The sequence below is a fragment of the Acidobacteriota bacterium genome (genome assembly GCA_016716715.1).
Taxonomy (GTDB): domain Bacteria; phylum Acidobacteriota; class Thermoanaerobaculia; order UBA5066; family UBA5066; genus Fen-183.
The window spans coordinates 85112-98910 of sequence record JADJVE010000009.1 but is presented as its reverse complement, the minus strand read 5'-3'; the positions used below and the strand labels follow the sequence as shown (position 1 = coordinate 98910).

12 protein-coding genes are annotated in these 13799 nt (G+C 69.7%); 1 reads left to right on the top strand and 11 read right to left on the bottom strand.

Going from position 1 to position 13799, the window contains the following annotated elements:
• Nucleotides 1–7: 7 nt before the first annotated feature.
• Nucleotides 8–664 carry a TetR/AcrR family transcriptional regulator gene (locus IPL89_15075; GenBank protein ID MBK9064493.1) on the top strand — a complete coding sequence of 219 codons (657 nt, stop codon included), beginning with the start codon at nucleotides 8–10 and terminating at the stop codon, nucleotides 662–664.
• On the opposite strand, the gene IPL89_15070 is transcribed toward IPL89_15075, so the two are convergent.
• The 11 genes from IPL89_15070 to IPL89_15020 form a co-directional block, all read right to left on the bottom strand.
• Nucleotides 661–1521, bottom strand: a complete 861-nt coding sequence (locus IPL89_15070) for an alpha/beta hydrolase (GenBank protein MBK9064492.1) — start codon at nucleotides 1519–1521, stop codon at nucleotides 661–663. The two genes, IPL89_15075 and IPL89_15070, sit on opposite strands and share 4 nt — an antisense overlap.
• A complete protein-coding gene (locus IPL89_15065; GenBank protein ID MBK9064491.1) occupies nucleotides 1518–2330 on the bottom strand; it encodes an alpha/beta hydrolase in 813 nt (270 codons plus the stop codon). Before IPL89_15065 ends, IPL89_15070 begins: the two co-directional genes overlap by 4 nt.
• On the bottom strand, nucleotides 2327–3976 hold the full coding sequence (locus tag IPL89_15060) for a long-chain fatty acid--CoA ligase (protein ID MBK9064490.1): 1650 nt from the start codon (nucleotides 3974–3976) through the stop codon (nucleotides 2327–2329). Before IPL89_15060 ends, IPL89_15065 begins: the two co-directional genes overlap by 4 nt.
• Nucleotides 3973–4944, bottom strand: coding sequence for an alpha/beta hydrolase (locus IPL89_15055; protein ID MBK9064489.1), 972 nt, complete (start codon nucleotides 4942–4944; stop codon nucleotides 3973–3975). The genes IPL89_15060 and IPL89_15055 overlap by 4 nt, the downstream gene beginning before the upstream one ends.
• A gap of 13 nt (nucleotides 4945–4957) precedes the next feature.
• Complete coding sequence (locus IPL89_15050; protein MBK9064488.1) at nucleotides 4958–5953, bottom strand: ketoacyl-ACP synthase III; 996 nt, start codon at nucleotides 5951–5953, stop codon at nucleotides 4958–4960.
• Nucleotides 5950–6714: a 3-oxoacyl-ACP reductase FabG gene (gene fabG / locus IPL89_15045; GenBank protein MBK9064487.1), complete on the bottom strand. Its 765-nt coding sequence runs from the start codon at nucleotides 6712–6714 to the stop codon at nucleotides 5950–5952. The genes IPL89_15050 and fabG overlap by 4 nt, the downstream gene beginning before the upstream one ends.
• Before the next feature lie 2 nt (nucleotides 6715–6716).
• Nucleotides 6717–9500 carry a TonB-dependent receptor gene (locus IPL89_15040; GenBank protein ID MBK9064486.1) on the bottom strand — a complete coding sequence of 928 codons (2784 nt, stop codon included), beginning with the start codon at nucleotides 9498–9500 and terminating at the stop codon, nucleotides 6717–6719.
• Nucleotides 9501–9630: 130 nt separating this feature from the next.
• Nucleotides 9631–11484, bottom strand: coding sequence for a tetratricopeptide repeat protein (locus IPL89_15035; protein ID MBK9064485.1), 1854 nt, complete (start codon nucleotides 11482–11484; stop codon nucleotides 9631–9633).
• Nucleotides 11481–12359 carry a 3-hydroxybutyryl-CoA dehydrogenase gene (locus IPL89_15030; protein ID MBK9064484.1) on the bottom strand — a complete coding sequence of 293 codons (879 nt, stop codon included), beginning with the start codon at nucleotides 12357–12359 and terminating at the stop codon, nucleotides 11481–11483. The genes IPL89_15035 and IPL89_15030 overlap by 4 nt, the downstream gene beginning before the upstream one ends.
• Nucleotides 12360–12414: 55 nt before the next feature.
• The gene (locus tag IPL89_15025; GenBank protein ID MBK9064483.1) at nucleotides 12415–13383 is read right to left on the bottom strand and encodes a hypothetical protein; all 969 of its coding nucleotides are present in this window, start codon (nucleotides 13381–13383) and stop codon (nucleotides 12415–12417) included.
• Between the two features lie 9 nt (nucleotides 13384–13392).
• Nucleotides 13393–13698 carry a hypothetical protein gene (locus IPL89_15020; protein ID MBK9064482.1) on the bottom strand — a complete coding sequence of 102 codons (306 nt, stop codon included), beginning with the start codon at nucleotides 13696–13698 and terminating at the stop codon, nucleotides 13393–13395.
• Between the last annotated feature and the right edge of the window lie 101 nt (nucleotides 13699–13799).

The following is a 13799-nucleotide window of genomic DNA, read 5'->3' as shown; positions in this document are numbered from 1 at the left end:
TCGGGGCGTGGAGCAGGACAAGAAGTCCGAGAAGAGCCGCACCGCCATCCTCGAGGCGGCGCTGGACCTCTTCTCGAGCCAGGGCTATCGCGGCACGAGCATCCGCGACGTCGCCCAGCGCGCCGGGGTCTCAACGGGAAACGTCTACCACCACTTCGCCGACAAGGAGACGATCTTCCAGACCGTCCTCGGCCAGTACTGGAAGGCGATCGAGAGCCCGGACTTCCCGTTCAACAAGGCGCTCGCGTCCGGGACGTTTCCCGACAACCTCGAGGAGCTCGCGGCCGCCGCGCGCGAGAGCGTGCACGTCTGGCGGCGCCACGTCGCGCTCATCTACGTCGACGTCGTGGAGCTTTCGGGCAACCACATCCGGAAGTTCTACTCGGAGATGGCGTCACGCTTCGAACGGTTCATCGTGTCGCACGGCGACGCGGTCTCGGGCGAGATACGCCCCGGTGTGCCGGTCGCCACCGCCGTCATGCTCGCGAGCCGTGTCTTCCTCCAGTACTACGCGGTCGAGATCCTCTTCGGCGTCCCGGAGCAGTTCGGCAAGGGAAGCGACGTCGCGATGCGCGAGGTCGCCGAGATCCTCCGCCACGGAATGCTGAAGGAGCCCGGCCTCGTCGCGGCCGCCCCGGTCCCGCACGCGCGGGCCCGCCGCTAGCGCCGCGTCCCGTCCAGGAACAGGCGAACGCGCGGCCAGAACACCTCGGGCTTCTCGAGATAGACGACGTGCCCGGCGCCCGCGATCTCCTCGTAGACGGCATGCGGGATCACGGTCGGGATTCTCCGCTGCTGGGGCGGCGGAATCGCGCGGTCCTCCGCGCCCGCGAGGACGAGGACCGGGCACGGGATCGCGGCGTAGGACGCCGCGTTCTCCCCGAGGGCCGCGAAGAACGGGTCCTGCGCCTTCGTGAGGCGCACGAGCGCCTCGATCCGGCTCGCGTAGCGGTCGTGGAAACCCTGACGCATGGACTCGAGCTTCGGTCCGACCCGCGCGACGAACGCCTCCGCGAAGATCTTCTCGTAGAGGTAACGGGTGTAGAGGTCGAAGAGCGGCGGCCCGCCCGCGTAGAAGCGCAGCGAGACGTCCTGGTACATCGCGAAGAGCGTCTCCTGCGTCAGGAGGATCCCGGAGAGGGTCAACGACGCCGCGCGCGCCGGGTGGCGCCGCGCGAACTCCGCGGCGACGAACCCGCCGTACGAGACGCCGATCGCGTGGACCCTCGCAATCCCCTCGGCGTCCAGGATCGCCGCGAGCGCGTCTCCGAAAGACGAGATCGGCGCGCCCGGCAGCTCCGCGTCGTCCGAGGCGCCCTGCCCGAGGTAGTCGTAGAGGAGGACGTCGCGCTCCCCCATCTCGGGCAGGAACGAAAGCCAGCTCTTCGTGGACATCGCGAGGCCGTTGAAGAGGCAGACCGTTTCGCGGCCGCCGGTCCCGTACAGCTCCCAGTGGTAGCCGTACCCGCCATGGACGAGCCGGCCCTCGCGAAGAGGCGCGGGGGGAGGGGCCGCGCTCACGCCGTTCCTCCGGCGCGGTGCACGCGCGCGAGAAAGCGCTCGACGAGGAGGACGAACTCGTCCTCGCATTCGACGACGAGAGCGTGGCCCGCGCCCGGCACGACGACGAAGTGCGCGGCCGGGATTCCGTCCGCCACGGCCTTCGTCCTCTCGAGCGGCATCGCGGCGTCGCGCTCCGCGGCGACGACGAGGACCGGGCAGGAGATCTTCGCCAGGGCGGCCCTCAGGTCGACCTTTTCGAGAGCCGTAAGCAGCCCCTCGAGCCCCGTGAACCACGCGCCCGGCAGGAGGCCGACCTGCCCGCGGCGCAGCGCGAGCTCGTCCGCGTGGGCGGCCTGCCACTCGGGCGTATAGGCGAGCTGCACGATTGCGTCGTAGACCTCCGTCCGGTCGCCGCCCCGGGCCGCGGCGCGGACGGCGGCCGCGAGGCGCGCGCCCACCTCGCCGAGCCCCGCGTCGCCGGCCCTCGCGACGTCCGTCACGGTGGCGGCGACGACGGATCCGACGCGCTCCGGATGGCGCGCCGTGAGAAGGAGCCCGGCGTAGGCACCGTACGACGCCGCGACGACGTCGACCGGCCCCAACGTCAGCGACTCGAGAAGCGCCGCGACGTCGTCCGCGTGCTCCTCCATGGACGCGCGCGGCTCGCCGGGCGAGAGAAGCTGGCCCCGGAAGTCGCAGCGGATGACGCGGTGCCGCACGGCGAGACGCCGCGCAATCGGCTCCCAGGCGGAGAACGACATCATCCCGCCGTTGAGGAGCAGGAGAGGGGGACCCTCGCCCTCCACCTTGTGGGCGAGGACGCTCATTCGGGAACTTCCGAAGAGGCCGAAGAAGAAGATTTCTTTGAAAGGTAAAGAGACCGGAGTTCGCCCTTCACGACCTTGCCGTATGGGGTGCGCGGAAGCGCATCGACGAAGACGAATTCCCGTGGGATCTTGTACTTCGCGAGGCGCGAACCGACGAATCCGGTCAGCTCCGCCGCGGCCGCCGCTTCCGCCTTCCCCTCTTCACCTTCTAAGAAAATCCTCTCTTCTCTCTTTCCCTCTTCTTCCCGTCTCACGACGAACGCGACGCCGACTTCCCCCCACTTCTCGTCCGGGACGCCGACGACGGCGACGTCCTTCACGAGCGGGTGCCGGAAGAGGACGGCCTCGATCTCGGCGGGATAGACGTTGACGCCGCCCGAGATGAGCATGTCCTTCTTGCGGCCCGCGATCGTGAAGAACCCGTCTTCGTCCTTCTTCGCAAGGTCGCCCGTGTGGAACCAGCCCTCGGCGTCGAGCGACGCGGCCGTGGCCTCCGGGTTCCTGTAGTAGCCCTTGCAGACGTGCGGGCCTTTGAGCAGGAGCTCGCCGACCTCGCCGATCGGGACCTCGTTTCCCTCTTCATCCGTCAGCTTCGCCCGGGTGAACATCATCGGCCGGCCGATCGACCCGGCCTTCCGGATCGACTCTTCGACGCTCATCGCGAAGCAGTTCACACCGACTTCCGTGAGGCCGTAACCCTGCTTGAAGTTCGCGCCGCGCCTTTGCCACGTCTCGATGATGTCGAGAGGCAGCGGCGCCCCGCCGCTGGCAAAGTAGCGGATGCTCGAGAAGTCCGCGGACGCCCAGTCGGGATGCTCCTGGAGCATCCGGAAGATCGTCGGGACCCCGAGGGCGACCGTGCAGCGCTCCCGCCCGATCGTCGCGAGCACCTCGGCGGCGTCGAAGCCCGCGAGAAGGACGATCGTCCCCCCGACCGCGAAGATGGGCGTCAGGAACGCGCCCAACCCGCCCGCGTGGTAGAGCGGCGTGTAGATGGGCGACACGTCGTCCTCGCGGAGCTGCCACGACACGACGGTGTTCACCGCGTTCCACGCCACCATCCGGTGCGGCACCATCACGCCCTTCGGCTTGCCCGTGGTTCCGGACGTGTAGAGGAGGCAGTAGAGGTCTTCGGGACCGGAGACTTCTGCATCGGCGCCAGTGGGCGCCGATGGAAGAGAAGAGGAGATTTCTTTGAAGGTGGTGTGGGCGCTGTGCGCGGACGCGGCCGCCGCACCTGGCGCTGCCGGAGCGTCGAGAGGCACTGCCCTGACTCCTCTTACCCTTCTAAGCAAATCTTCAACGGTCTCTTCAAACGTCGCACCGAATATCAAAGCCCGCGGCTCGGCGTCTTCGATGACACCCTGGAGCTCCGCCGCCGTCTGCCGCGTGTTGAGCGGGACGAGGACGACGCCGTTCTTGCCGCACGCGAAGAAGACGTCGAGGAACTCCACGCAATTGCCCGCGAGGAGGGCGAGGCGGTCGCCCTTCTTCAGGCCGAGCCCTTCCGTCAGCGTCCGCGCCGCGGATCTGGCGCGCGCGTCCAGTTCGGAATACGTGAAGCGCCGGCCTGTCGCGACCTCGACGAGCGCCGTCTTGTCCGGCGAGAGCCGCGCGCGCTCCCCGAGGACGTCGCCCGAAATCATGGCCGGGCGGCCGTCGCGGCAGCGGGCGCGGCGACCGGCGGCGACGAGACGGTGGGCTCGGGCACGGGATCCTTGAGGACTTTCAGGAGCGCCTCCGTGAACCGGTCGGGACACTCGACCTGCGGCGCGTGCCCGCAGCGGTCGATCGTCGTGAGGCGCGCTGCCGGCAGCTGTCCGGCGAGGCGTTTCGCGTAGTCGACGGAGACCAGCTTGTCGGACGCGCCCCAGAGGAGGTCCACGGGGACGTCGAAACCAGCGAGCTTTCCGTCGAGGAGGTACGCGGGCATGCCCTTCGCCTCGGCGGCGAGCCGCGCGATCGGACCCCTTGCCGCCTCGCGGATGATGTCGTCCACGACGAAATCCGGGATCAGCGGAGCCGACGGGTCGCGCAGGGCGGCAAGCGTCTTGTCGGCCTCCGCGCGCGTCTTCGGCTGGAGCGTGAGGTCGGGGCGGTCGCCGAGCAGGGGGCCGCCGTTCACGAGCACCAGGTGACTCACGCGATCGGGATGCTCCCTCGCCCACACCGTCGCGACCCATGCTCCGAGCGAATTTCCGACGAGAGTCACCTTGCCCTGCGGCAACTCCTTCATCGCGCCGTCGAATCCGGAGAGAAGAGTCGCGAACGGCAGCGACCCCTCCGCCGGCGCGCTCTCGCCGTGGCCGGCGAGGTCGACCGCTACGACCGAGAAACTCCTCGCGAGGCGCGGCGCGACCTTCGACCACCCGCCGGCCTGGTCGCCCGCGCCGTGGACGAGGACGACCGGCGCACCGCCACCGCCGGAGAACACGACCTGCGGCCCCACGGCGGACGGCCGAACGTGCTTCTCGAAACCCGACGACGAGAGCCTCCGGCGGCCGATCCACGCGAGCGTGGCGAGCGGCTTCTTCCAGAAGATCGCCCCCGCCGCCGCCCCGAGGAGGACGAGGGCGGCGACGAGGCCGAGGAGGATCTTCGCGGCGCGCGGCACGGTGCCCCGCAGCCTAGACCATGCGGAAGGCGGCGCCCGCCATGTTGTAGCCGACGCCGGACGCCACGAAGACGACGAGGTCCCCGGCCTTGACCTTCCCCTTGGCGCGGGCGTCGTCGAACGCCATCGCGACGCTCGCCGAGCCCGTGTAACCCCACTTGTCCATCACCATGTGCGTCTTTTCCATCGGCAGCCCGAGGTCCTGCATGACGAGCTCGATCGTCGGCCGCCTGACCTGCGTCAGGATGAGCATGTCGATGTCGGAAACGGCAAACCCTCCGTCCGCCGCCATCTGGCGCACGAGCTTCGGCCAGCCTTCGTTGTTGAGCTCCGGCGGGTAGCGCTCGATGAGCTTGACCGTCGTGCGGCCGGCCTTCACGGACTCGAGTGAAGCCGGCTCGTCCGTGCCGCCGGAAAGGATCGCCCAGTTGCGGTTGAACGACCCGTCGGCGCGGAAGCCGGACGCCACGAAGCCCGGGGCGTCGGACGGCCCGAGCACGGCGGCGCCCGCGCCGTCCCCGAAGAAGAAGATCATCGGATCGTTCGGGTCCGTGAGCTTGTGCATCATGTACGCGCCGATCGCCACGACGGTCTTCAACGACTTGTTCGTCGCGATGAGGCCGGCGGCGGTCGCAAGGCACGTCGGAAAGGACGCACACGCGCAGCCGACGTCGAAGGTCCCGGCGTTCTTCGCGCCGAGCTTGTGCTGGACGACGACGGAAGTGGCCGGCGTCACGAAGTCCGGCGAGTCCGTACCGAGGAGGACGAGGTCGACGTCCTCGGGCTTCTTCCCCGCCGCCGCGAGAGCCTTCTGCGCCGCGCGGACGGCGAGGTCGGACGTCGCCCAGTCGGGCGGCGCCCACCAGCGGGTCTTGATCCCGCTGCCCGCCTCCATCTTGTCGACGAATTCGGGCGCGATCGTCTTGAAGCGCTCGCGCAGCGCGTCGTTCGACACCTCGATCTCCGGCAGATAGGAGCCGGTCGAGATGATCCGGGCCGAGGGGCTCATGTGCCGAGCACCAGCCCGCCGTCCACCGAGAGCGTCGCGCCGTGGACGAACGCGGCCGCATCCGACGCGAGCCAGAAGTAGGCCTCGGCGATGTCCTCGGGCTTCCCCATCCGGCCGACGGGGGTCTTCGAGACCATCCCCGCGATGACCTTCTCGGGCATCGCCTTGATGATCTCGGTGGCGACGAAGCCCGGCGCGACCGCGTTCACGCGGATGCCGAACTTCCCGAGCTCGCGGGCCCACGTCTGCGTGAAGGAGATGACGCCGGCTTTCGTGGCGGCATAGTTCGTCTGGCCGAAATTGCCGTAGAGGCCGACGACGGACGACGCGTTCAGGACGACGCCGCTCCCCTGCTTGATCATCGCGGGGGCCACGGCTCGCGTGCAGTTGAAGACGCCCTTGAGGTTGACCGAGATGACCCTGTCGAAATCCCCGTCGGACATGGTCGAGACGACGGCGCCGTCCTTCCACTTGACGAGCTGCGAGTCCTTCACGATCCCCGCGTTGTTCACGAGGACGTCGACCCGCCCGAAGCGCGAGAAGACCTCCGAGACCGCGCGGTCCACCGCCGCGGCATCGGTGACGTCCACCTTCCGGCCCTCGGCGGCGGGCGCGCCCGCCGCCTGGAGCTCGGGAACGAGAGCCGCGGCCTTCACCTCGTCCACGTCCCACGCGGACACGGCGCAGCCGCCCTGGGCGAAGCGCAGGGCCGTGGCGCGGCCGATGCCGGCCGCGCCTCCCGTGACGATGGCGACGCGCATGGTCAGAAGGTCACGCGGAGGCCGATCTGACCTTCGCGCGGAGGCAGCGTCGCGGAGGCCCTGCCGTAGTTCGGGTTCACGACGGCGGCGGCCGCCGGGTTCGTGATCGTCGGTCCGGACAGGTACCGGGCGCCGTCGATCGACGTCACGTCGTAGTTGACCGTGTTGAAGACGTTGAAGCACTCGGCGATCAGCTCGACGCCGATCCCGCTGAAGTTGAACATCTTCGAGACGCGGATGTTCACGTTGCGGTAGGCCGGGCCGTCCTCGGCGAAGCGGTCCACGCCCGCCGGGCGGTCGGAGTTCTTGCCGTCGCCGTTGTAGTCGTAGCCGAGGCGCTGCGTCCACGGCTGCCCGGCGCCGTATTCGAAGACGGGCGCGACGTTGATGCCCCAGGGCAGGCGCGCGATTCCCGAGATGACGATGCGGTACCGCTCCCAGGACCGCGCGCGGCCGTACTCGGCATCCAGATTCGCGGGGTCGTTCGGGTAGCCCGTCGGGAACTCGGGGCTGAAGTCGTCGGAGATGTTGTGCTTGGAGGCCATCGTGAGCGACGCCGTCACGACGTGGCCGCCCTTGATGTTGCCGTTCAGGGAGAAGACGGCGGCCATGTACTCGGAGCGGCCGTCGTTCGTGTACGTGTTGATCTGGTCGAATGCCGTGTTCGGCCGGGTGTGGGTCGCGTTGCCGCTCCAGTTGCGGTCCGTGACCGTGATCTCCTTGCGGCCCTTCATGTAGATGCCTTCGACGTCCGCGTAGAGGCCCGTCTGGCCGAGCTTCGCCGTGAACCCGAGCGTCGTCTGCGTGGACTCGGGGGCGTCGAGCGTCTTGTCCAGGACCGTGACGGCGGGCTTGGACTTGATGCCCGTGTTCTGCGGGTTGTTCGGGTCGAGCGCGAACGCCGGGAGCCCGAAGAGCGCTCCGTTGAGGTTCGTGTACGTCACGCGGCCCGTGTAGCCGTTCTGCTGCATCTCCGTGAACGCCGGGACGAGGAGGTAGCGGCCGGTGAAGATCCCGACGCCGCCGCGGGCGACGTATGCGCCCTTGCCCGTGATGTCCCACGAGATCCCGAGGCGTGGCTGGAAGTTGTTCGTGTCGATCGCGCGGCCGTCGAGGCCGAGGTTCGGCTGGTAGATGTTCGGGTCGTTGCCGCCGGAGTCGTAGTCGTAGCGCACGCCGAGGCTCACGGTGAGGTTCGACATCGGCCGCCAGTCGTCCTGGACGTAGCCGGCGAGACGCGTCGTGTTCGCCTTCACGTCGGCCGAGCCGATGCCGTAGGCGTAGGCGAGCGGAAGAGCCTTCGTGTCCGTCAGGTAGAGCATGAGGCCGTACTGGTAGGTGTCGATCCGCGAGCGGTCGATCACGCGCTGGACTCCCGCGCCGACCTTCACGTCGTGCGATCCCGCGCCCGTGAAGTGCAGGTACAGCGTGTCGCGGAACTCGAACTGGGTGCCGTCGCCGAGCAGGTTGCCGAGGATGTTGCCGCCCGTCTGCAGCGTGTTGCCGCTCGAGTACCACTCGGCCGTGACCGCCGTGTTCGTGGGCTCCTCGTATTTCCGCGTGCCGAACTGGGCGCGCGCCTCGTTCACGGAGCCGTTGCCGAGGTTCCACGTGTCGCCGACCGCGAACGTGAGGTTGTCGCGGTTCAGCTCCTGGCCGTACTGGATGGAGAGGACGCCGCCGACGCGGAAGTTGTCCTGGCGGAAACGCTCGTAGTCCAGCTTCGCGGTCAGGTGGTTGTTCTCGGAAAGCGTCTGGTCGAGGCCGAGGTAGCCGAGCGTCTGGTGGATGGGCACCTTGTAGTCCGCTGCCTGGGAGACGAACGCTCCCTTCGGGCGGAAGAGCGTGGGCGTCGTCGCGTTGACCTGCTCGATCGAGCCGAAGAAGAACGTCCGGTCCTTCACGATCGGGCCGCCGACGGTCGCGCCGAACTGGTTGCGCTCGTAGTCGACGGTGGAGTCCTGCTCGAAGGCGCCCTTCGCGCGCAGGTTCGGGCCGCGATAGAAGCCGAACGCGGTTCCGGAAAGCGTGTTCGTGCCGCTCTTCGTCAGGACGGAAAGCGCGCCGCCCGCGGAGCCGCCGACCTCGGCGTCGAAGCGGTTGCTGATGACGCGAAACTCCGAGATCGCGTCCTGCGAGAACTTCGTCTTCGCGAGGCCGAGGGCAGGGTCCGTGAAATCGACGCCGTCGACGAGGATGGTCGCCTGGCTCGCGTTGCCGCCGCCGCCGATGACGGGGCCGCCCGTCACGAAGCGGAAGGCGCCGCGCTCGCGCTCGACGGTCGGGGCAATGAACGCGAGGTTCTGGAAGTCGCGGTCGGGTGTCGGGAGGTCCCGGATCTGCTCCGGCGAGACGTTCGTCGAGGAGTCGATCTTGTAGACGTCGACGAGCGGGGCCGACGCCACGACGCTCACCTCGGCGGACTTCCGCTGCGCGAGCGTGACGTTCACGCGGCCGGTCTGTCCGACGCGGAGGACGACGCCCTTCTGCACGACCGTCTCGAAGCCCTGCAGCTTGACGGTCACGTCGTACCCGCCCGTGGGCAGCGCCGCGAACTTCGCGACGCCCGTCACGTCCGTGACGCCCGTGCGGGTGAGGCCGGTGTCGGGGCTCTTCGCCTCGACGCTGGCGCCCGGCACGGGTGCGCCCGAGGCGTCCGCCGCGGCGACCTCGAGCGTCGCGGCCGCCGTCTGGGCCGCGGCGCGCGGCGCCGCGAGGAGGAGGACCGGAAGAGAGAGAAGTAGAAGATGTTTCGAAAGGGAGAAGGCGCGGCGGCCTTTGGACATCGTTTCCTCCTGCGGCAAAGCCTACAAAACCGGACAGTCGGTTTGTTTTAAGCACTCTACATTCGAGGAAAACTCGATGTCAACAAGGGAAGCGCTCTGCACGAAGGACTTGCGTTAGCGCAAGTGAGTCTCAGGCGAGGCGCGTCTTCTTCCGGTTCGCGAGTTTTTCGGTGAGCTGGAGGTTCCGGCGGATCTGCTCGAGCATCTTCGCCTCGAGCCCGCCGCGGCCGCCCGAGACGCGCACGTCGCGGCGCTTGGCGCGCCCGAACGCCTGCCGCGCCGCGCGTGCGTCGCCGAGCGCAAGGTACGCGAGCCCGAGGTGCGTGAGGCCCGTCGGCGTCTCGCCGAGGTCCGTCGCGCGCCTCAGGCATTCGACGGCGCGGTCGAACTCGCGGCGCTTGTAGTGCACCCAGCCCTTGGCCGCGAGCGGGAACTGCCGCATCTCCTTCGGCGAGAGCTTCAGGGAGAGGTCCGCGAGCTCGAGGGCCGCGTCGAGGTCCTCCCCCATCTCCGCGAGCGCCGTCGCGCGCTGGAAATACGCGATCGAGCGCGCGTAGTTGGAGCGCACCGCCCCGAGCATCTCCTCGGCGACACGGCTCCCCTCGCGAAACTTCCCTTCCGCCTTGAGGGCCTCGAGGAGCGTCGCGTACGCGGCCGCCGTCACCATCTCGCCGGGCTCGCGCGACAGGACGCGGCGCGTCGTGGCCACGGCCTCGGACGTGCGGCCCACGGCCGAGCACAGGAGCGCGAAAGCGATCAGGAGCGTCGGGTTCTCCGCGTCGAGCTTCAGCGCGCGCCGGTAGATCGCGAGCGCCTTCTGCGGGTCCCGCGGGGCCGCGGCCTCCGCGCGGCGCGCGAGCTGCGCGGCCTCGCCCGTCACCTTCGGGAGCGCCCGCGCGCCCGAGGGCGCGAGGAGCTTGCAGGCCTCCTGGTACTCGATGCGGTTCGGGTTCAGCTCGAGCGCGGACTGGAAGCGCTCGGTGGCCTTCTGCGTCCAGCCGCGGTCGAGGTAGCAGAGCCCGAGCTGGTAGAGGGCGTCCTCGTCGTCCGGGTCGAGCCGCACCGCCTTCTGGAACGCCTCCGTCGCGTCCGCGAGGCGGCCGCGCTCGTACGCGATCGTGCCGAGCAGGGAGAAGGCCTGCGGGTTCTCGTCGATCGCGACGGCCTTCCTCAGGAACGTCTCGGCGCGCGCGAGCTGTCCGCGGAGCGCGAAGAGCGCGCCGAGCGCGAAGTACGGGAGGAACGCGTCCGGCTTGACCGCGACGGCCTCCTTGAGCGCCTCGAGCGCACGGTCCGTCCGTCCGGCCTCGTTCTCGAGGACCCCCGTGTAGACGAGCGCCTCGAAGTGGCGCGGCTCCCGCGCGAGAACCGTGTTGAGCAGCTGCGCGGCGCGCTCGGTCTCGCCCTCGTTGAACGCGGTCTCACCGAGGTAGAACGCGAGCTCCGCGTTCGTCTTGTCGAGCCGGAACGCGTCTTCGAGCGACCGCACGGCCTTTTCGGGGTCGAGCGCGTAGAACGCGAACTCGGCGTCCGCGAGAAGACCCTTGAACCGCTCGCGCCGCTCGCCCGAGAACCCGCCGAGCATCCGCTCCTTGCGCTCGAGGAAGCGCTCGCGCTTCTCCATCGCCGCCATGTGGAGATCGACGCGCGTTTCCCAGAGGTCGAGGAGCTCCTCCTCGACGAGGAGGCCCTTGCGCTCGAGCAGATCCTTGAGCGCGAGGAGGCCCGTCTGCGAGACGAAACCGTTCTTCTCCTGCCGGTTCAGCGCCTCGAGGAGCATCTTGAGCGTCTCGGCGCTCCGCTTGACGATCTCCTCGAGGACCGAGACGCGCTCGAGGAGGTGCTCGTCCAGCGAGACGCCTTCTTCGGACGTGCCCTCGTCGTACGTTTCGGCCGCGCCCGAGACGACGAGAAGCTTGCTCTGGCACTTCCCGCAGAACTCGCGGTCGAGCTCGTTGGTGGTCCCGCACACCTGGCAAATCACGAGGCGGTCTTCTCCCCACCGGGAGCGTCGTAGCGGTAGAAGCCTCTCCCCGCCTTCTTCCCGAGCCAGCCCGCGTCGACCATCTGCACGAGGAGCGGGCATGGGCGGTACTTGTCGTCGCCGAGGCCGCCGTGGAGGACGCGGAGGATCGCGAGACAGGTGTCGAGGCCGATGAAGTCGGCCAGCGTGAGCGGGCCCATCGGGTGGTTCATGCCGAGCTTCATGATCCCGTCCACGGCCTCGGGCGTCGCGATCCCCTCGTGGAGGACGTAGAACGCCTCGTTGAGCATCGGCATCAGGACGCGGTTCGAGACGAAGCCCGGGAAGTCGCGGCACGCGAGAGGCGTCTTTCCCATCGCCGCGGCGAGAGCGACCACGGAGGCCGTCGTCTCGTCGGACGTCGCGATCCCCCGGATGACCTCGACGAGCGTCATGACGGGGACCGGGTTCATGAAGTGCATCCCAATGAAGCGATCCGGGCGCTTCGTGGCTGCCGCAAGGCGAGTGATCGAGATCGACGACGTGTTCGAGGCCAGGATTCCCTCGGGCTTCACGAGGCCGTCGAGCCTTCCGAAGAGCTCCTTCTTGACGGCCTCGTTCTCGACGACGGCCTCGACGACGAGGTCCGCGTCCGCGAAGCGCGCGAGGTCCGTGGCGGGCGCGATCCGCGCGAGAGCGGCGTCGCGGGCCTCCGCCGTGACCTTGCCCTTCTCGACCTGCCGGCCGAGGTTCTTCTCGATCGTCTTCAGGCCCTTCTGCACGGCGTCCTCGGAGACGTCGAGGAGGACCACGCTCTTCCCGGCGAGCGCCGCGACGTGCGCGATGCCCGCTCCCATCTGGCCGGCGCCGACGACGCCGATTTTCTCGAGACTCATTTCCTGGCGGGCTCCCCTGTCGGGGCCGCTTCGCGGCCCGAGCCGGGAGCGTATATCAGGACGGCGCGAGCGCGACGCGCGGGGTGCGGGCTGCCACAGCCGCAAGGGAAACGCCGATCCCGACGAGGGACGCGGCGCCCCAGACGAGTGGGCCCGCGACCGGAACGAGCGAGGCCGCACCGAGGGCGAGGAGACCGAGCGCGGCGGCGGCCGGGTCGCCGAAGAGCGCGCTCCCGCGGGGCGCCGTTGCGTTCAGGCGGCGGCCCAGCGCGAGGAACAGCGCGGCGAGTCCCCAGACCTTCGCGGCGACGAGCGCGGCAAGGACGACTGCGCCGGCGGCGAGCGCGAGCCGCGAGGGCAGCACGGACAGTGCGAGCGCTCCGGCGAAAGCGGCGGTGAGGACCGCCGTTGCGCCGAGCGCGGCGAGAAACGCGCCGCGTCCCGGCACGCCGTCGGCAGCGGTGCCGAGCGCGCGCGGCGCGAGGGCGAGAAGCGCGAGCGAAGCGGCGAGCCACGCGAAGAGGAGCGCGAGGCGGAACGAGAGAAGGAACGGCCACTGCGCGAGCGACGCCGCCGGGGACGTCTGCAGCTCCGTCGCGACGGCGGCCTCGAGGGCAGAGACGCTGCGAACGCGCCCGCCCACCTGCGGGTGGCGACCCGCGGAAGGTGCGTCCGAAGAGATCGGGGAATTTTCTTCGAAGGTGAGAGAGCCGCCGACCGAGAGGACGTCGCCGTCGATGCGGGCGCCGCGGCGAATCGTGGCGTTCGCACCGAGCAGGACGAGGCTGCCCCCGACGCGCCCGCTCACGATCGCCTCGCCGCCCCCGACCAGGACGAGGCTCCCGCCCAATTCACCTTCCAAGAAAATCTTCCTTCCGAGAGCCACGAGATCGCCGGATCTCGCTTCGCCCTTGCCCACGCGAATCTCCGAAGCAGAAATCTCCTCCGAGCGCGCCATCGGCGACGCGACGAGCAGACTCGTGGCGAGAAGGGTGAGGGCGAGCGGGCGGCTGCCGCTGCGCATGGCGCCGCGTCAGCCGCGCGCGGCGCGGACGGGCCGCTTCGCGAGCCTGCGGGCGATCAGCGCGAGCGATCCGCCCGACAGGAGCAGCAGGCCGCCGAGCGCGGGCTTGAGGCCTTCGGCGCCGGCGAGCGCGCGGCCCGTGGCGTCCGCCAGCACCGGCGCGGCTGCGAGCGCCGCGCCGAGGGCGCCGGAGGCGGACGCCGCGATCACGCGGACCCACAGATCCATCGCGGCGACCGGGCCCAGCGACCAGAGAGGGGCCAGAAAGACGGCCAGGCTGGCCGCCAGGAGGCCGGACGCGGCGAGGGCGGGCACGCGCCAGGCCCGGGCCTTCCGGACCTCCCACGGGGCGAACGGACGAGCCGCCAGAATGGCGGCCGTGAGCTCGGGCCCCGGGGCCGGAGATGAGGCAACAC